General features: G+C 64.7%; 15 protein-coding genes. 8 read left to right on the top strand and 7 right to left on the bottom strand.

The window, feature by feature from the left end; all coding sequences use genetic code 11:
- Nucleotides 1-20: 20 nt before the first annotated feature.
- From SD196_RS26135 to SD196_RS26110, 6 genes are all read right to left on the bottom strand, one after another.
- Entirely contained in the window at nucleotides 21-1,010 is a 990-nt protein-coding gene (locus SD196_RS26135; RefSeq protein WP_275609216.1) for a sulfate/molybdate ABC transporter ATP-binding protein, read from the bottom strand.
- Between the two features lie 10 nt (nucleotides 1,011-1,020).
- On the bottom strand, nucleotides 1,021-1,893 hold the full coding sequence (cysW, locus tag SD196_RS26130; RefSeq protein WP_343578093.1) for a sulfate ABC transporter permease subunit CysW: 873 nt from the start codon (nucleotides 1,891-1,893) through the stop codon (nucleotides 1,021-1,023).
- Between the two features lie 10 nt (nucleotides 1,894-1,903).
- Complete coding sequence (gene cysT / locus SD196_RS26125; protein ID WP_017520777.1) at nucleotides 1,904-2,722, bottom strand: sulfate ABC transporter permease subunit CysT; 819 nt, start codon at nucleotides 2,720-2,722, stop codon at nucleotides 1,904-1,906.
- 124 nt (nucleotides 2,723-2,846) lie between these two features.
- Nucleotides 2,847-3,845: a sulfate ABC transporter substrate-binding protein gene (locus SD196_RS26120; protein ID WP_275609214.1), complete on the bottom strand. Its 999-nt coding sequence runs from the start codon at nucleotides 3,843-3,845 to the stop codon at nucleotides 2,847-2,849.
- 171 nt (nucleotides 3,846-4,016) lie between these two features.
- On the bottom strand, nucleotides 4,017-4,199 hold the full coding sequence (gene oscA / locus SD196_RS26115) for a sulfur starvation response protein OscA (protein ID WP_275609213.1): 183 nt from the start codon (nucleotides 4,197-4,199) through the stop codon (nucleotides 4,017-4,019).
- Nucleotides 4,200-4,338: 139 nt separating this feature from the next.
- Entirely contained in the window at nucleotides 4,339-6,612 is a 2,274-nt protein-coding gene (locus SD196_RS26110; protein ID WP_416310846.1) for a putative bifunctional diguanylate cyclase/phosphodiesterase, read from the bottom strand.
- Nucleotides 6,613-6,779: 167 nt separating this feature from the next.
- On the opposite strand from SD196_RS26110, the gene desA reads away from it, so the two are divergent.
- Together desA and SD196_RS26100 are read left to right on the top strand one after the other, a co-directional pair.
- On the top strand, nucleotides 6,780-7,961 hold the full coding sequence (desA, locus tag SD196_RS26105; protein ID WP_331319596.1) for a delta-9 fatty acid desaturase DesA: 1,182 nt from the start codon (nucleotides 6,780-6,782) through the stop codon (nucleotides 7,959-7,961).
- Between the two features lie 137 nt (nucleotides 7,962-8,098).
- On the top strand, nucleotides 8,099-9,070 hold the full coding sequence (locus SD196_RS26100) for a GGDEF domain-containing protein (protein WP_275609210.1): 972 nt from the start codon (nucleotides 8,099-8,101) through the stop codon (nucleotides 9,068-9,070).
- 486 nt (nucleotides 9,071-9,556) lie between these two features.
- Here SD196_RS26100 and SD196_RS26095 read toward each other — a convergent pair whose 3' ends face one another.
- Nucleotides 9,557-9,877: a hypothetical protein gene (locus SD196_RS26095; protein WP_416310845.1), complete on the bottom strand. Its 321-nt coding sequence runs from the start codon at nucleotides 9,875-9,877 to the stop codon at nucleotides 9,557-9,559.
- A gap of 230 nt (nucleotides 9,878-10,107) precedes the next feature.
- Here SD196_RS26095 and SD196_RS26090 point away from each other — a divergent pair, with 230 nt between their 5' ends.
- The 6 genes from SD196_RS26090 to rfaH all read left to right on the top strand — a co-directional run bounded on the left by SD196_RS26090 (nucleotide 10,108) and on the right by rfaH (nucleotide 18,042).
- Nucleotides 10,108-11,520 carry a hypothetical protein gene (locus SD196_RS26090; RefSeq protein ID WP_275609208.1) on the top strand — a complete coding sequence of 471 codons (1,413 nt, stop codon included), beginning with the start codon at nucleotides 10,108-10,110 and terminating at the stop codon, nucleotides 11,518-11,520.
- Nucleotides 11,521-11,559: 39 nt separating this feature from the next.
- Nucleotides 11,560-12,654: a DegT/DnrJ/EryC1/StrS family aminotransferase gene (locus SD196_RS26085; RefSeq protein ID WP_275609207.1), complete on the top strand. Its 1,095-nt coding sequence runs from the start codon at nucleotides 11,560-11,562 to the stop codon at nucleotides 12,652-12,654.
- A 10-nt stretch (nucleotides 12,655-12,664) separates the two neighbouring features.
- Nucleotides 12,665-14,185 carry a lipopolysaccharide biosynthesis protein gene (locus SD196_RS26080; RefSeq protein WP_275609206.1) on the top strand — a complete coding sequence of 507 codons (1,521 nt, stop codon included), beginning with the start codon at nucleotides 12,665-12,667 and terminating at the stop codon, nucleotides 14,183-14,185.
- Nucleotides 14,186-14,187: 2 nt separating this feature from the next.
- Nucleotides 14,188-15,117, top strand: coding sequence for a glycosyltransferase family 2 protein (locus SD196_RS26075; protein ID WP_275609205.1), 930 nt, complete (start codon nucleotides 14,188-14,190; stop codon nucleotides 15,115-15,117).
- Nucleotides 15,118-15,148: 31 nt separating this feature from the next.
- On the top strand, nucleotides 15,149-17,362 hold the full coding sequence (locus tag SD196_RS26070) for a polysaccharide biosynthesis tyrosine autokinase (RefSeq protein ID WP_416310844.1): 2,214 nt from the start codon (nucleotides 15,149-15,151) through the stop codon (nucleotides 17,360-17,362).
- A gap of 158 nt (nucleotides 17,363-17,520) precedes the next feature.
- Entirely contained in the window at nucleotides 17,521-18,042 is a 522-nt protein-coding gene (gene rfaH / locus SD196_RS26065) for a transcription/translation regulatory transformer protein RfaH (protein WP_416310843.1), read from the top strand.
- The last annotated feature ends 3 nt before the right edge of the window (nucleotides 18,043-18,045 follow it).

Genomic DNA, 18,045 nt, shown 5'->3' with positions numbered 1-18,045 from the left:
TGCCCCGGCACGGGGCGCGATCAGATATTCGCCACCGGCTGATACGCCTTCGGCTTGAAGTACAGCGTCTCGCCACGGGCGAGGCCGGTCAGGCTGTCGTGGTCCTTCACCACTTCGGCCTCGATCAACTCGTCCTGGCCTTCCACTTTCAGCGTCACCCGGGTGATCGCACCCAGCGGACGGATGTCGCGGACTTCGGCGGCGCGGTGCTCGGCCACTTCGGAGCGTGACAGCGAGATCTCGTGCGGACGGAACAGCACGTGCTCGTCACCGCCGATGTGCAGGCGGTTGGAGTCGCCGAGGAAGTGGTAGACGAAATCGCTGGCCGGGTTCTCGTAGACCTCGCCCGGCGAGCCGATCTGCTCGATCACGCCTTTGTTCATCACCACGATGCGGTCGGCGACTTCCATCGCTTCTTCCTGGTCGTGGGTGACGAACACCGAGGTCAGGTTGATCTCCTCGTGCAGGCGCGCCAGCCAGCGGCGCAGCTCCTTGCGCACCTTGGCGTCGAGGGCGCCGAAGGGTTCGTCCAGCAGCAGAATCTTCGGCTCCACCGCCAGGGCGCGGGCCAGGGCGATACGCTGGCGCTGGCCGCCGGAGAGCTGTTCCGGGTAGCGGTCGGCCAGCCAGTCCAGCTGCACCATGTTCAGCAGTTCGTGGACTTTCTCGGCGATGCGAGATTCGCTCGGGCGTTCCTTCTTCGGCTTCATGCGCAGGCCGAAGGCGACGTTGTCGAACACCGTCATGTGGCGGAACAGCGCGTAGTGCTGGAACACGAAGCCGACGTTGCGATCGCGCACGTCGTGCTGCGAGACGTCCTCGCCGTGGAACACGATGTTGCCGGCGTCCGGGGTTTCCAGGCCGGCGATGATGCGCAGCAAGGTGGTCTTGCCGCAGCCCGACGGGCCGAGCAGGGCCACCAGTTCGCCGCTGTGGATATCCAGGTTGATGTCGTTCAGCGCCTTGAAGGCGTTGAAGTTCTTGCTGACGTTACGGATCTCGATGCTCATGGTGTGGCTCTCACTCTTCGTCAGCTTTGACTTTGGCGCGGGTCAGGCGCGATTCGCTCCACTGCTTGAGCAGCAGGATGACCAGGGCCATCAGCAGCAGCAGGGTGGCGACGCTGAAAGCGGCGACGTGGTTGTACTCGTTGTAGAGGATTTCGACGTGCAGCGGCAGGGTGTTGGTGACGCCGCGGATGTGCCCGGAGACCACCGACACCGCGCCGAACTCGCCCATGGCCCGCGCGGTGCACAGCACCACGCCGTAGATCAGGCCCCATTTGATGTTCGGCAGGGTCACGTGCCAGAACATCTGCCAGCCATTGGCGCCTAGCAGGCGCGCGGCTTCCTCTTCCTGGGTGCCCTGTTCCTGCATCAGCGGGATCAGTTCGCGGGCGACGAAGGGGAAGGTGACGAAGATGGTGGCCAGGACGATACCGGGCACGGCGAAGACGATCTGGATGTCGCGCTCCGACAGCCATTGTCCGAAGTAGCCCTGGGCGCCGAACAGCAGCACGTAGATCAGACCGGCGATCACCGGGGAGACCGAGAACGGCAGGTCGATCAGGGTCACCAGGATGCTCTTGCCGGGGAACTCGAACTTGGTCACGCACCAAGCGGCGGCGACGCCGAACACCAGGTTCAGCGGCACCGAGATGCCCACGGCGATCAGCGTCAGCTTCAGCGCGGACAGTGCGTCGGGCTCCAGGATGGCATCGAAGAAGGTGCCAAAGCCCTGCTTCAGCGCCTCGCTCAGCACCACGAACAGCGGCAGCAGCAGGAACAGCGCGAAGGCCAGCCAGGCCAGCGCGATCAGGGCGCGGCGGCCCCAGACATTACCCCGGCGAGCAGCATTGGCAGCGGCCGCGGCGGAAAGGCTTGCGGTACTCATGGCGCGCTCCTCAAGGCGTTTCGATGCGGCGTTGCAGCAGGTTGATCAGCAGCAGCAGGACGAAGGCGACGACCAGCATCAGCACGCCGATGGCGGTGGCGCCGGTGTAGTCGTACTGGTCCAGCTTGACCATGATCAGCAGCGGCAGGATTTCGGTCTTCATCGGCATGTTGCCGGCGATGAAGATCACCGAGCCGTACTCGCCGACGCCGCGGGCGAAGGCCAGGGCGAAACCGGTCAGCCAGGCGGGGAGCAGTGCCGGCAGCAGCACGTGGCGGAACACCTGCAAAGGCTTGGCGCCCAGGCAGGCGGCAGCTTCCTCGACTTCACGCGGAATGTCCGCCAGCACCGGCTGTACCGTACGTACGACGAAGGGCAGGACCACGAAGGTCAGCGCCAGGGTGATGCCCAGCGGGGTGTAGGCGATCTTCAGGCCGATCTCGGTGGCGAAGCGGCCGACCAGGCCGTTGGGTGCGTACAGCGCAGTGAGCGCGATACCGGCCACGGCGGTGGGCAGGGCGAAGGGCAGGTCGATCATCGCGTCGATGATCTTGCGCCCCGGGAAGCGGTAGCGCACCAGCACCCAGGCCAGCAGGGTGCCGATCACGCCGTTGATCAGGGCGGCGATCAGCGCGGTGCCGAAGCTCAGCTTGAGCGCGGCGATGACGCGCGGCGCGGTGATGATGGTCCAGAACTGATCCCAGGAGAGTTGGGTCGTCTTGAGGAACATGGCCCCCAGCGGAATCAGCACCAACAGGCTGAGATACACCAGGGTGTAGCCCAGAGTCAGCCCGAAGCCGGGTATGACCGGGGAAATGCGTCGTGACATTGGCTGTCCTTTCTCTCTAACGCGTTGAGCCCCCGCCATGGGGCGGGGGTTTTTCCTTCCTCGCGAGCTGTGCACCGGCTCGCGCGGATCGGGTCGCCCGGCGCGAGGCCGGGCGGGTGGCGCATCACTGCGCCTGGTAGATCTTGTCGAAGATGCCGCCGTCGTTGAAGAACTTGGGCTGCGCGACCTTCCAGCCACCGAAGTCCTTGTCGATGGTCACCAGGTTGAGTTTCGGGAACTGGTTGGCGAACTCGGCAGCGACCTTCGCGTTACGCGGACGGTAGAAGTTCTGCGCGGCGATGCGCTGGCCTTCTTCGCTGTACAGGTACTTCAGGTATTCCTCGGCGACCTTGCGGGTGCCCTTCTTGTCGACGGTCTTGTCGACCACGGCCACCGGCGGCTCGGCCAGGATGGAAACCGACGGTACGACGATCTCGAAGTTCTCGCCGCCCTGTTCCTTCTTGGCCAGGAAGGCTTCGTTCTCCCACGCCAGCAGCACGTCGCCGATGTTGTTGTTGACGAAGGTGATGGTCGAACCGCGGGCGCCAGTGTCCAGAACCGGGACGTGCTTGTACAGGTTCTTCACGTATTCCTGGGCTTTCTCGTCGCTACCGAACTCTTTCTTCGCCCAGGCCCAGGCGGCCAGGAAGTTCCAGCGGGCGCCGCCGGAGGTTTTCGGGTTCGGGGTGATGACTTCCACACCCTGCTTGGTCAGGTCGCCCCAGTCCTTGATGCCCTTGGGGTTGCCCTTGCGCACCAGGAACACGATGGTCGAGGTGTAGGGGGTGCTGTTATCCGGCAGGCGCGCCTGCCAGTCGGCGGGCAGCAGTTGGCCCAGTTTGTTCAGCTCGTCGATGTCGCCGGCCAGGGCCAGGGTCACCACGTCGGCCTTCAGGCCGTCGATCACGGCGCGGGCCTGCTTGCCCGAGCCACCGTGGGATTGCTGCACGGTCAGGTCGTCACCGCCCTGGGCCTTCCAGTGCTTGATGAAGGCGGCGTTGTAGGCCTGGTACAGCTCGCGGGTTGGGTCGTAGGAAACGTTCAGCAGTTGGGTGGCGGCGGAAACCGGGCCGGCAATGAGGGCGCTGGCGAGGGCGGCCAGGGCGAAACGACGGATGGACATGTGCAGCTCCTGAAAAAAATGCAGTTCTTTGTGTTTGTTTGGCAGGGTCTTTCGGAGGGCTATATCAGCCGCGCATTCGCGGCTGGCTGCTGCAGTACAGGTGGGGTAGGGCGGTCATGGCGACGCTCCGGTTGTCCAGTCATGTCACGCGTTATGAGGCGCGCCTCAGGCTCAGGCTTGCTTGCCGGGGCTCTGCTGCAGGCGGAATTTTTCCTTGCGCTCGATCTGCACGACCTGGCCGTTGTGCACGGTGATCTCGACGGCGCCGAAACGCAGGCCACGCAGGGCGCTCTGCACTTCGCGCAGGATGTTGGCTTCGTCCTGGCCGTCCAGGCTACGGAGGGTTGCGCTCATGGGTATCTGCTCCTAGTGAGTTGACCACCGGCCGTTTCACTGGCGGCGCGTGCGGTGTGAGCGCATCTTAGGCAGGAGCTGTATATTCTTAAAAATACTGTTTAAGAATTTTTATATATCAGAAAGTTTTTAGCGCCAGTTAGCTGGTCTGGCGCGGCAGTTTCGCCAGCAGGGCCTGCGCGGGCTGCGGCTTGTCGTACCAGTAGCCCTGGCCGAAGTCGCAGGCGTGGGTGAGGAGGAAAGCGGCCTGGTCGGGGCGTTCGATTCCTTCGGCGACCACCTGCAGACCCATGCTCTGGCCCAGGGCGATCACCGCGCAGGCGATGGCGGCATCCTCGGCGTCGTCGGGCAGGCCGGCGACGAAGCCCTGGTCGATCTTCAGCTTGTGCACCGGCATGCGCTTCAAGCGCATCAGCGAGGAATAACCGGTGCCGAAGTCGTCGATGGCCAGGTGCACGCCCAGCAGGCGCAGCTGGCAGAGCAGCTCCAGGCCTTGGTCGAAGTTCTGCATCACCGCGCTTTCGGTGACTTCCAGTTCCAGGTAGTGGGGTTCCAGGCCGCTCTGTTCCAGCGCCAGGGCGACGCGTTCTTCGAGGCCGCCGCGCCCGAAGAGCCGGCTGGAGACGTTCACTGCGATGAAGTCCAGGGTGATGCCGGCATCGAGCCAGGCGCGCATCTGCCGACAGGCCTGGTCGAGCATCCAGGCGTCGAGCGCGGTGATCAGTCCGGTTTCCTCGGCCACGGGAATGAACTCGCTGGGCGGCACCAGGCCGCGCTGCGGATGCTGCCAGCGCACCAGCGACTCGACACCGACCATGCGCCCGCTGGCCAGGTCGTGCACCGGCTGGAAGTAGATGCGTAGTTCGTCGTGGTCCAGCGCGTGGCGCAGCGCGGCTTCCACCTGCACATGGGAGCGCGCGCGGGCGGTCAGTTCCGGGGTGTAGAAGGCGTACAGGCTGCGGCCGCTCGCCTTGGCCTGGAACAGCGCGGCGTCGGCGTGCTGCATCAGGTGGTCGACGTTGCGTGCGTCCTCGGGGAACAGGCTCACGCCGAGGCTGACGGACATGTAGATGGTCTGTCCGTCGACCGCGAACGGCGCGTTCATCGCTTCCAGCAGGCGCTGGGCGAGGCTGCTGGCGTGCTGTTGCTGCGGGCTTTCGAGGATCACCGCGAACTCGTCGCCACCCAGCCGCGCCAGGGAGCAGCGCTCGTCGAGGCAGGTTTGCATGCGTTCGGCGATGGCCTTGAGCAACTGGTCGCCAGTGCTGTGTCCGAGGCTGTCGTTGATGTGCTTGAAGTGGTCGAGATCGATCACCAGCAGGGCGCCGCCGCCCTGTTCACGCTCGGCGCGGGCCAGGGCCTGCTCGATGCGCTCGCGCAGCAGCAGGCGGTTGGGCAGGCCGGTGAGCGGGTCGTGGTGGGCGAGGAAGTCCAGCTCATGCTGCGAGCGCTTGAGGCTGCTCAGGTCGGAAAACACCGCCACGTAGTGGGTCAGCTGGCCCTGGTCGTTGCGCACCGCGCGGATGTGCTGCCACTGCGGGTACACCTCGCCACTCTTGCGGCGGTTCCAGATTTCGCCGCTCCACACGCCGTCGCGCAGCAGGGCTTCCCACATGTGCTGGTAAAAGGCGGCGTTCTGCCGGCCGGACTTGAGCAGCGACGGTTGGCCGCCGAGCACCTCTTCGGCCGTGTAGCCGGTGATGCGCGAGAACGACGGATTGGTGTGCACGATGATGCCGCGGCTGTCGGTGACCAGCAGGCCTTCCTGGGTCGCCTCGAATACCGCTGCGGCCTGGCGCAGATGTTCCTCGTTGCTGCGCTGGCGGGTGACGTCGCGGCTGATGCCGGTCATGCGCAGCGCATCGCCCGTGGCGCTGCGCTCGACCCGGCCGCGGGCGTGAATCCAGCGATAGCCGCCGTCGCTGTGGAGGATGCGATAGACGCAGTCGAGCTGTTCGCTCAGCCCATCGATGTGGTCCTGGTAGGCCGCGAGGGCTGTGTCGCGGTCGTCGGGGTGCAGGCGGTTTTCCCAGAGCAGGAAGTCGTCGCTCAGGCGCTCGCAGGGCAGGCCGATCAGGTTGGCGTAGCCTGGCGAGTAATAGACGCGCTGGGTGCGCAGGTCCCAGTCCCAGACCCCGTCCTCGACCACGTTCAGCGCGCGGCTCAGGCGATTCTCGCGGTCGGCCAGGGCGCTCACGGTCGTCTGCTGGCGGCAGAGGTGTCGGGTCAGCAGCAGGTACAACAGCAGTGCGCTGACACCCAGGAACACGTACTTCTTGGCGATCATCCAACGCAGGAGCTGGGTCGGCTCGGTGAAGACCATTTGTAACCAATGGTCACCCAGCACCATCCAGAGGGCGGCGAACACCAGGTACAGCAGGCTGATGCGAAGGGCGCTAAGTCGAGGGTTCATGCGGCGGCAAGGTGGAGATATTGGCCAGGCAGTATAAAGGATGCCCGCCGACGGTCGTTCTTATCTAAAAGACCGGATGGTTTTCCGCACCCGCTTGGTGATAATGCGAGCTGGCTTTGTCCGACAAAGTCGCTCTTTCACACCACTTCCGAGGTTCATTGTCGACCATGTGGTACAACGGTTTTCTTGACCTGTCGCCGTGGCAACTGGTGGCGGTCACCCTGGTCCTGACGCATATCACCATCGTCAGTGTCACCGTTTATTTACACCGCTATTCCGCGCACCGCGCCCTCGAACTGCACCCCGTGCTGCAACACTTCTTCCGTTTCTGGCTGTGGATGACCACGGGCATGAACACCCGCGAGTGGACCGCCATCCACCGCAAGCACCACGCCAAGTGCGAAACCGCCGACGATCCGCACAGCCCGGTGTTCAAGGGCCTGGGCACCGTCCTGCGGCGTGGCGCCGAGCTCTATCGCGAAGAGGCGAAGAACGAGGACACCCTGCGCATCTACGGCAAGAACTGCCCGGACGACTGGCTGGAGCGCAATGTCTACAGCCGCTACCCGCTGGGCGGCATCGTTCTGATGTTCCTGATCGACGTCGCCCTGTTCGGTGCCCTCGGCCTGACCGTCTGGGCCGTGCAGATGGCGTGGATTCCGGTGTGGGCCGCCGGGGTGATCAACGGCCTGGGCCATGCGGTCGGCTACCGCAACTTCGAGTGCCGCGACGCTGCCACCAACCTGGTGCCCTGGGGCATCTTGATCGGCGGTGAAGAGCTGCACAACAACCACCACACCTACCCGAACTCGGCCAAGCTGTCGGTGAAGAAGTGGGAATTCGACCTGGGCTGGGCCTGGATCAAGGTCTTCAGCTTCCTGCGCCTGGCCAAGGTGGCCCGCGTGGCGCCGATTGCCCACCGCGTCGAAGGCAAGGGCAGCCTGGACATGGATACCGCCATGGCCATCCTCAACAACCGCTTCCAGATCATGGCCCAGTACCGCAAGCTGGTGATCGGCCCGCTGGTCAAGCAGGAACTGGCCAAGGCCGACGCGTCGGTACGCCACCTGTTCCGCCGCGCCAAGCGTCTGCTGTCGCGGGAAACCAGCCTGCTGGAAGAGCGCCACCACGCGCGCATCCAGGACCTGCTGGCGCAGAGCCAGTCCCTGCAGGTGATCTACGAGAAGCGTCTGGCGCTGCAGCAGATCTGGGTGAAGACCAGCGCCAACGGCCACGACATGCTCGCCGCGATCAAGCAGTGGGTGCAGGAGGCGGAAGCCAGTGGCATCCAGTCGCTGAAGGAGTTCGCCGAGCAGCTCAAGACCTATTCGCTGCGCCCCGCCGTGTAGCCGACTCCATCGTCCTAGGACGATGTGAGGCCGGTCGCAAGAAAAGCCCGCCGTTCGGCGGGCTTTTCGTTTATTTTGCAACCGCCTGGCGTAGTTTGCGGTCATAGCCCCGGTCGATGAGCGGGAGGCGCCAATACATGGATGAACAGAACAAGATGCCTGCGGATCAGGACGAAGCCCTGCTGGCGTTGCTGCACAGCCGCGCCGAGGTACAGCGGCTGAAGGAGCGCGAACAGCTCTTCAGCGTGCTGCTTGCCAGTATCAACTCAGTCCTCTGGGCCTTCGACTGGCAAGCCCAGCGCATGGTCTATGTGAGCCCGGCCTACGAGCGCATCTTCGGCCGTTCCGCGGCGCTGCTGCTGGCGGACTACGGCGAATGGCAGAACTGCATCTATCCCGATGACCTGGACTACGCCCAGAGCAGCCTGCTGGAGGTGCTCGAACGCGGCGCCATCGAGCAGCGCGAGTACCGCATCCTGCGAGCCGACGGGCAGGTGCGCTGGCTGAGCGACAAGTGCTTCGTCAGCCAGCACAACGACGCCGGCGTGCCGCAGATGATCGTCGGTATCGCCGAGGACATCACCGACAAGAAGCACATGGAGACCGAGCTACACCGCCTGGCCACCACCGACGTGCTGACCCAGAGCAGCAACCGCCGCTACTTCTTCGACAGCGCCGAGCAGGCCTTCCTCGACTGCAAGGCGACTTCCACGCCCCTGGCCTTCCTGCTGCTGGACGTGGACGACTTCAAGAAGATCAACGATGCCTACGGCCACCAGGTGGGCGACGTGGTGTTGCAACGGATTGCCCAGAGTGGGGCGGGCGCATTGCGCCGTGGCGACCTGTTCGGCCGCATCGGTGGCGAGGAATTCGCCGTGCTGTTGCCTGGATGTAACGAGACGATGGCGCGGCAGATCGGCGAGCGCCTGCAACGGGAAGTCCAGCGCCTGCGCTTCAACGAAGCCGAGCAGGTCTTCAGCGTGACCATCAGCCAGGGGCTGACCTTGCTGCAACCGGACGATCAGAACCTGTCGGCACTTTACAGTCGCGCCGATGCTGCGCTGTATCAGGCCAAGCGCACCGGCAAGGACCGCATAGTTCAAGGATGAAACACCACTCCTCGGATCAGGTGGCGGAGCTAATACTTTTCGGCTAATACCATTGTTTCATCGTGGAGAATAACTGCCGTTGCCAGTTTGATAATGTCATTATATTGGCGGCTTAATAATCAATAAGCTACAAGTTCGCTGTTGCCTTTTGTCGGATTATTGGCGGTTCGGGACTTCGTTGATTGACATACCTCCAGCCCCCCCTCTATTACTAATCACATAGCAATATCGAATGGTGTCTGGATGAGACACCAGGGGAGTTATCTCACGAGCGGCGTGTCACGGAAGATTTGATCCATCCCCTGTCTTCCCACCACCTCCTGTCCTCAGCTCACGCACTTCCGTGGCGCTCGCCGCAACGGAAGCGAGGCTTTTTTGCTGTCGTTTCCAGATTTTCGGAGTTGGCCGAGGGGCGGTAGCTTTGCCCGGCGGAACGTAACGGCCACGGCAGGGACAAGCAGCTGATCAATCGTTGATGGAATCGGGTCATTCGAACTCGGGCGGTAGCTTTGTCTTCGAATTTTTCCAGGAGCCCGATGCGCAGCGATTTCCGCTGGCGGAGCCACTACCGTGGATGAGCGAAGAAAGCAGGGCGGCAGGTGAGGCCCCAGGGGCTGCCGAGTCAAGCGGGAACCCCATCTGGTTACGCAGGAATGCACCTCCGGCAGGTTTGCCGGAAAAGTAAGCATTAATAGTTTCAAGTCCCGGAAGAAGTTTTATACGACCTTCTGATATATCGCCAATCGTATTTATCCCTTTCTTCCAGGCTTCGCTGTTTTTGAACTTCCTGTCGAACTTCAAAAGCACCGAACGCTATTTCCCTTATCGCAGAAAGTGCAACTTCGGCGGGTTTTCGAAGTGCTTTCTCCGGCACTCGTTCGCGATGTGCCGTTCACGCATCCGTCCCCGCTCTGCGCTCTGATCGAGCCCCTGCAGTGTGCGACGGAATTTCGGCGCGAACGCGCGCCCCTTGCCGGCCGGTCGTGCCGGCGTCACGACGAGGGCCATGTGCCCGAGCTCGCTAGGGAGTCAGGCTGATGACCGAGCAATCCTTTCGTTCCAGTTATGCCTGTGTGGTCGGTGGTGCCGGCCCAGCCGGCATGGGGTTTCTGTTCAATGCCTACAAGACCGGAGCGCTCGCCAGCCTGGCGCGCTCCGGCCTGTTGGTCGTGGATGCCGCGCTGGCGGTCGGCCGTGGCCGCCTGGGGGACTACCACATCACCGCCAACTCGGTGGGCGATGTGTTCCTCGACTGCCTGCGTGATCCGGCACTGCTGCCGATCTTTGCGCCGCTGGAACATTCGGCAGCCTTCCGCCGGCTGCGCGACGATCCCCACGGCGCGCCGATGCTCACGCAAGTGGGCGAGTTGTTGGCGCACGCCTCGACGCTGTTCATGCGCTACGTCACCCAGCACCTGGGTGTCGATGTCGCCCTGGGTACCCGCATCGAGAAGGTCACCGCCCACGGCGACGGCAGCTTCCAGCTGGCCCTGCGCAGCGGCTCCTGCTCCTGGCAGGTGGAGGCGGGCGGCCTGGTGCTCAACCTCGGCGGCCGGCAGACCCGCGAGTACCTGCACTGGAGCCTGGCCGAGCAGGACCTGCACCTGAGCGCCGACGGCCCCATCGTCTATTCCTCCGACGCGCTGCTCAGCCTGAGTCCCGCCGAACTGGTGGAACTGTTCAGCGATCGGGTGACGCCGGACAGCCATTTCACCGTGGTCGGCGGCTCCCACAGCGCCTTCTCGGTGCTCGACAACCTGGCCTGCGCCCTCGACTGTCTCGGCCTGGAACGGCTGACCCTGCTGCACCGCGCGCCGATCCGCCTGTTCTTCGAGAGTGTCGAGGAGGCGCTGGCCGCCGGTTACCAGGTGGACGAGAGCATGGATGTCTGCCCGGTGTCCGGCCGGGTCAATCGCTCCGGCGGGCTGCGCTACCGCGCCCACCAGGTGGGTACCGATGTGCTCGCCAACGGCCATGTCAGTGGTACCCGGGTGAAGGTCGAACTGCTGCGTCTGGAGGACCGCTCGCCGGCTACCCGCGAACGCCTGGAACGGTGTTGCAGCGAGCCGGGTGTGATGGTCCAGGCCATCGGTTATCAGCCCTGCCTGCCGGCAATGCGCCACGCCAACGGCGAGCCGCTGCAGGTGCGCGAGAGCAAGGGCGGGCTGGACTCTGACGCCGCCGGTTGCCTGCGCGATATCAACGGCCAGCCGATCCCCGGGCTGTACAGCTTTGGTCTCGGATCGGGGCTGGCGGCCAACCCGATGCTCGGCAGCGAGCGCTCCTTCGACAGCCGCATCTATGGCGTCTGGCAGTTCCACCACGACGCCAGCGGCAGGGTCATCGAAGCCCTTCAGGAACACCTGGCCGGCCACGCCCCGCAAGCACCCGAGCCGTCACTGGAAACCCCGCTCGACGGCACGCCTTTCGTGCTGTCCGCGCTGGGTTGAGTGGCAGAGGCACTTTTCATCCATCAGAGGGATGCGATTGTGATCAATGTGACCAAGACGTATCTGGGCGACCTGGACAAGTTCAAGCGCTACGTGGAGCAGATATACGCCACGGGCTGGCTGACCAACCACGGCCCCTTCGCCACCGCGCTGGAGGAGCGTCTGCAGGACTACCTGGGGGTGCGCAATGTGATCCTCACCTGCAATGGCACCATCGCCCTGCAGGTGGCGTACCGCGCGTTGGGCGTGACCGGTAGCGCGGTGACCACGCCGTTCAGCTTCGTCGCCACCAGCAGCACGCTGGAGTGGGAGCACATCCGCCCGCGCTTCGCCGATATCGACGCGCGCACCTGGAACCTCGATCCGCAACTGATCGAGGCGAGCCTGGCGCCGGACACCACGGCCATCGTCGCCACCCACGTGTTCGGCAACCCCTGCGCGGTGGAAGAGATCCAGGCGGTGGCCCAGCGCAATCGCTTGAAGGTGATCTACGACGGCGCCCACGCCTTCGGTTCGCGCTACCGCGACCGCTCGGTGCTGGCCTGGGGTGACCTGAGCACCCTGAGCTTCCACGCCACCAAGCTGTTCCACACCATCGAGGGCGGCGCCATCGTGACCGCCGATGACGAGCTCGCCCGGCAGATCCGCCTGCTGTGCAACTTCGGCATCGCCGGCGTGGACAAGATTACCGGCCCCGGGATCAACGCCAAGCTCAATGAGTTCTCCGCCGCCATGGGGCTGTGCCTGCTCGATGACATCGACAGCATCCTCTCCCAGCGCGAGGAAATCGCTGCCCGCTACACCGCTGCCCTGAGTGGCTACTACGACCTGCAGACCGTCCAGGCCGGCGCCCGGCAGAACAACAGCTACTACCCGATCGGCCTGCGCGACGAGGAGCAGGTGCTGCGCGTGCGCAGCGGGCTGAATGCCATCGGGGTCAACCCACGGCGCTACTTCTACCCCTCGCTGGACACCCTCGACTACCTCGCGCCGCAGCAGCCGCAAGCCATCTCGCGGGAGTTGAGCCAGCGCATTCTCTGCCTGCCGCTGTATCCGGGGCTGCCGCAGGATGTGCAGCACGCGGTGATCGAGGTGCTGCAGATGGACGTCGGCCGGGTGGCCGTGGCGGTCTGAGGAATCGGTCATGTCGGCCAAGCGCTCGCTGTCGATGATCCGCAATACCCTGCTGAACTACGTGGGGCAGGCTTATGCGATCGTCATCGGCATCCTGATCCAGCCGTTCTATCTCGGCCATCTGGGCGCCGAGGCCTATGGTCTGATCGGTTTCTTCGCGGTCCTGCAGTCCTGGCTGCTGCTGCTGGATGTCGGGCTCTCGCCAGCCCTGGTGCGGGAGGTGGCCCACGTCCGCGGTACCGAGGGCGAGTCCTATGGCCAGGCGAGCCTGCTGCGCTCCTTCGAGCTGATCCTGCTGCCGCTGACCCTGCTCAGTTCGCTGGCGGTGTATGCCGGCAGTTCCTGGATCGCCGGGCGCTGGCTGAACGTCCACGTGCTGAGCCCGGCGCTGGTGGCGCAGTGCATCAGCCTGATGGGCCTGCTGGTCGCCCTGCGCCTGTACGGCACGCTTTACCGCAGCGCGCTGCAGGGGCTGGAGCTGCACGGCTGGATCAACGGGATCAACGTCTTCATCACCACCCTGCGTTACTTCGGCGGCCTGTTGCTGGTGGTCAAGGTCAGCCAGGACCCGCTGGTGTTCTTCGAATTCCAGGTGGCGGTGTCGCTGCTCGAAACCCTGATGCTCGGCGCCAAGGCTTACCTGTGGATGGAGGTGCGGCTGTTCACGCGGTTCTGCTGGAACACGTTGCGGCCGGTGATTCCCTTCGCTCTGGGGATGAGCTTCACCTCCGGGCTGTGGATCATCCTCACCCAACTCGACAAGGTGTTGCTGTCGAGCCTCATGCCGTTGCGAGACTACGGCTATTTCTCCCTGGTGGCGCTGGTCAGCGGCGGCATCCTCAGTCTGGTCAACCCGTTGGCGCAGTCGCTGCTGCCGCGCATGACCATGCTGATCGCCGAGGGGCGTCACGATGACATGCAGCAGCTCTACCTGAAGGCGAACCGTTTCGTCTGTGTGCTGCTGCTCCCGATGGTCGCGGTGATCGCCGCTCATGGTCACGACCTGATCCTGGCCTGGAGCGGCGATCCCGAGGCCGCCAGATGGTGCCAGCCGGTACTGGTCTGGTATGTGCTCGGCGCCGGCCTGATGGCGGTGAGCAGTTTCCAGTTCTACCTGCAGTACGCCCACGGCCAGCTGCACCTGCACGTCTGGTACAGCGTGGTGTCGGCGCTGGTGAGCATTCCGCTGGTGGTGGCCAGCGCTTACCTGTACGGCGTGCTCGGCGTGGCGCTGTGCTGGTTCGGCCTGCGCCTGGCGTCCTTCCTGATCTGGCCGCCGATCGTGCATCGCCGCTTTGGCGATGACCTGCACTGGCCCTGGCTGCGCGACACCCTGCAGATCGCCGCGCTGAGCGGTGCCGGGCTGCTGCTCAGCGAACCCGTCTACGCGTTGCTGGCTCGTACCGGCGAGCGCCTGTCCCTGCTGCTGGCGTTGGCCGCCTGCGGGCTGATCACCCTGACCCTGGTGGGCGTGGGCTGCGCTGCCGCGTTGCTGCGTCTGTTCAAACCGTTCCAGAAGCCGAGTGCCTAGACATGGATATCCGCTCCGAGCTGCAGATTCTGTCCAATTGGCCGGAAGCCCCTGAACCGCTGCTGAGTATCGTGTGCCTGGCCTACAACCAGGTGAACTACATCGGTCGCACGCTGGACAGTTTCCTCGAACAGATCACCGACTTCCGCTTCGAGGTGGTGATCAACGACGACGCCTCCACCGATGGCACCGCCGAGCTGATCGCCGACTACGCCGCGCGCTACCCGCACATCATCAAGCCGATCTTCCACAAGGAAAACCAGTACTCCAAGGGCGTCTCCCACGGCATGCCGACCTTCCGCAAGGCGCGTGGCCGCTACATCGCCTATTGCGAGGGCGACGACTTCTGGACCGATCCGCACAAGCTGCAGATCCAGGTCGATTTCCTCGAGCGCCATCCGGACTACGTGATCACCTATCACGATGCCTATGTCTTCGACGAGAACGGCGTCATCAAGCCGCGGCAGCTCACCGGGCGCTTCCGCCGTGATGCCAGCCGCCGGGAACTGCAACAGGGACGTGCGATTTCCACCCTGACTGCCTGCTTCCGCAATGTCCTGGGCGAGATGCCCGAGGAGCTGCGCACCACCCGCATGGTGGACCTGTGCTGGTGGTCGCTGCTGGGGGCCTATGGCAAGGGCAAGTTCCTCGAACAGATCGGCCCGGCCGCGTACCGCCGGCACAAGGGCGGGATCTTCTCCATGCAGGCGGACCGCGTGCAGCAACGGATGACGCTGCACACCTACTACTGCCTGTCGCGCTACTACCAGCGCATCGGCGACCAGGCGCTGCACGAGTACTTCCTGGTCCAGGTCTGCCGCCTGTCGATGGCCGCGATTCCCCTGCCGCGCAAGATCGAGGCGTTCCTGCTGCTGATCGGCAATCACAGCCTGAACCTGCTCAAGCGGCTGAACCCGATCCACGCGCGCTGAGCCGCGTCACGTCACCGGAGGATGGAAGTCCATGAGTATCATGCCCCACTCGTCCCTGGAGAATGTCCAGGACACCCGAATCGACGTGGCCGGCCTGCTACGCCTGCTCTTTGACCACAAGCGAATGATCCTCATCGTCACCGGGCTGTTCGCCACCCTGGGACTGGTCTATGCGCTGATCGCCACGCCGATCTACGTCTCGGGCGCGATGATCCAGGTCGAGCAGAAGAAGAACGGCCTCAACGGCACTCCCGAGGTGATCAACCGCCCCGACTCGGTGTCCCTGGCCGCCACCGAGATCGAGCTGTTGAAATCCCGTGCGGTGCTCGGCAAGGCGGTGGAGCTGCTCAAGCTCTATATCGTTGCCAAGCCCCGGCACATGCCGCTGCTGGGCGATTACATGGCGCGGCACTTCAAGCCGACCCCGGCCCAGCCGCTGGCCTCGCCGCTGTTCGGCATGGGCGCCTTCGCCTGGGGCGGCGAGCAGATCAAGGTGTACCAGCTGGAAGTGCCCGAAGAGTATCTCGGCGAACCGCTGACCCTGGTCACCGAGAATGGCGGCGCCTATGTCCTGCTCAATGCCGACGGGGAACAGCTGCTGCGCGGCGAGGTGAACAAGACCGTCATCGAGAAGGGCTTCACCATCGAGGTGGACGCGCTGGTGGCACATCCGGGCACCGAGTTCATCCTCACCCGCAACCGCCTGCTGACCACCACCCTGGAGTATCAGAAGGCGCTCAAGGTGGTCGAGGCCGGCAAGGATTCCGGAATCATCTACATGACCCTGGAGGACCCCAACGCCGGGCAGGCCGACCTCATCCTCGACAAGATCAGCCATCTCTACGTGCTGCAGAACGTCGAGCGCAGTTCCGCCGAAGCCTCCCAGCGCCTGCAGTTCCTGCGCTCGCAGCTGCCGATGGTACGCATGGAGCTGGAGCGCGCCGAGGCCGCCTACAACGCCTACCAGACCAGCGCCAAGTCCGCCGACATCAGCGTCGAGACCCGTGGCGTGCTGGACCAGGTCGTCGGCATCGACAACCAGCTCTCCGACCTCAAGCTCAAGCGCGCCGAGTACGACCGCCTGTACGCCCCCAGTCACCCGACCTACCAGGCGCTGCTCAAGCAGGTGGCGAGCCTGGAGGCCCGCAAGCAGGCGTTGCAGGGGCGTATCCAGGCCCTGCCTTCCACCCAGCAGGAACTGCTGCGTCTCTCCCGTGACATGCGCGTTACCCAGCAGACCTATACCACCGTGCTGGACAAGGCCCAGGAGCAGGACATCCTGCGCGCCGGCACCATCGGCAACGTGCGGGTGATCGACACCGCCCAGGCTGACGTGGAAAAACCGGCCAAGCCGATGCGCAAGATCATCGTGCTGCTCGCCACCCTGCTCGGCTTCTGTGTCTCGATGGGCATCCTGTTCCTGCGCCAGGCCTTCTACCGGGGCGTGGAGAATCCCGAGGCGATCGAACAGCTCGGCCTCTCGGTGCTCGCGGCGGTGCCGTACTCCCGTCAGCAGGAGCGTCTGGAAAGGGAGCGCAAGGGGAATATCACCGCGCATGCGCCCATGCTGCTGGCCGCTTCCAATCCGGGCGACCTGGCCAACGAGGCGTTGCGCAGCCTGCGCACCAACCTGCACTTCGCCCTGCTGGAGGCACGCAACAACGTGGTGATGCTCACCAGCCCGGCGCCGGGCGCCGGCAAGTCGTTCGTCTCCTGCAACCTGGCGGCGATCATTGCCCAGTCCGGCCTGCGCACCCTGCTGATCGACGGCGACATGCGCAAGGGCTACCTGCACCGCGTGTTCGGCCTGACCCCGCGGCATGGCCTGTCCGATGCGCTGAGTTCCCGTCGCCCGCTGAGCGAGGTGATCCTGCCGACCGAGGTGTCGGACCTGGACTTCATCTCCTGTGGTTTCGCCGCGCCGAACCCCTCGGAACTGCTGATGAATGAAAGCTTCGCCCAACTGCTGCGCGACGCTTCGGCGATGTACGACCTGGTCATCATCGACACGCCGCCGGTGCTGGCGGTGACCGACGCGTCGCTGATCGGCCGGCTGTGCGGCATCAGCCTGCTGGTGACCCGCTTCGGCCAGAGCCCCACCAGCGAAATCGATACCGCCCGCCGCCGCCTGGGCCAGAACGGCATCCATCTGCAGGGCGCGATCCTCAACGGAGTCAGGCGCAAGGCCTCGACCGCCGCCTACGACTACGGCGCCTACGCCTACCGCTACGACAACCGCAACTGAGGCCACGACGTCCGGCACCTTTCTGCCCGGCCCGCCACTCATGACGGGCCGGGGCTGGAACCGCCGGGCAACCATCACTGCCTACGGGGCCGCCGTTCCACGGCATGCCTGGCCCCGTCCTCACTCATCGCCTGCCCCGGCGTCGAGGCATACGCATCATGAGTCACGCTGAACCCCTTCATCGCTGGTACCTGATCCAGACCAAACCACACCAGGAGCTGCGCGCCGAGGAAAACCTGACGCGCCAGGGCTTCTGCTGCTACCGGCCAGTGGTCGGGCAGGGTCCGCGCCCGCAACCCCTGTTCCCCGGTTACCTGTTCATCCACCTGGATCAGCAGCACGACAACTGGTTCCCGATTCGCTCGACCCGCGGCGTGGCGCGCATCGTCAGCTTCGGTCCGCAACCGCTGCCGGTGGCCGATGAGCTGGTGGAGGACATCCGCCAGCGTTCCCAGGCGATGCCGGAGCGCGCGTCCGGGCACTTCCAGCAGGGCCAGGTGGTGCACCTGCACTGCGCCGGCAACTGCGAGGTGGAAGCGATCTTCCTCTGCGACGACGGCGCCGAGCGGGCGCTGATCCTGCTCAACCTGTTGCAGCGCGAACAGCGCGTGCGGGTGCCGCTGAGCCAGCTCTCGGCGGCCGGCGGGGAAAAAAAGAGGGCGGGCCTGAGTGCCCGCTGAGCG

It is taken from the genome of Pseudomonas macauensis, assembly GCF_047902425.1.
GTDB lineage: Bacteria > Pseudomonadota > Gammaproteobacteria > Pseudomonadales > Pseudomonadaceae > Pseudomonas.
This window is presented reverse-complemented; position numbering and strand designations above follow the sequence as displayed.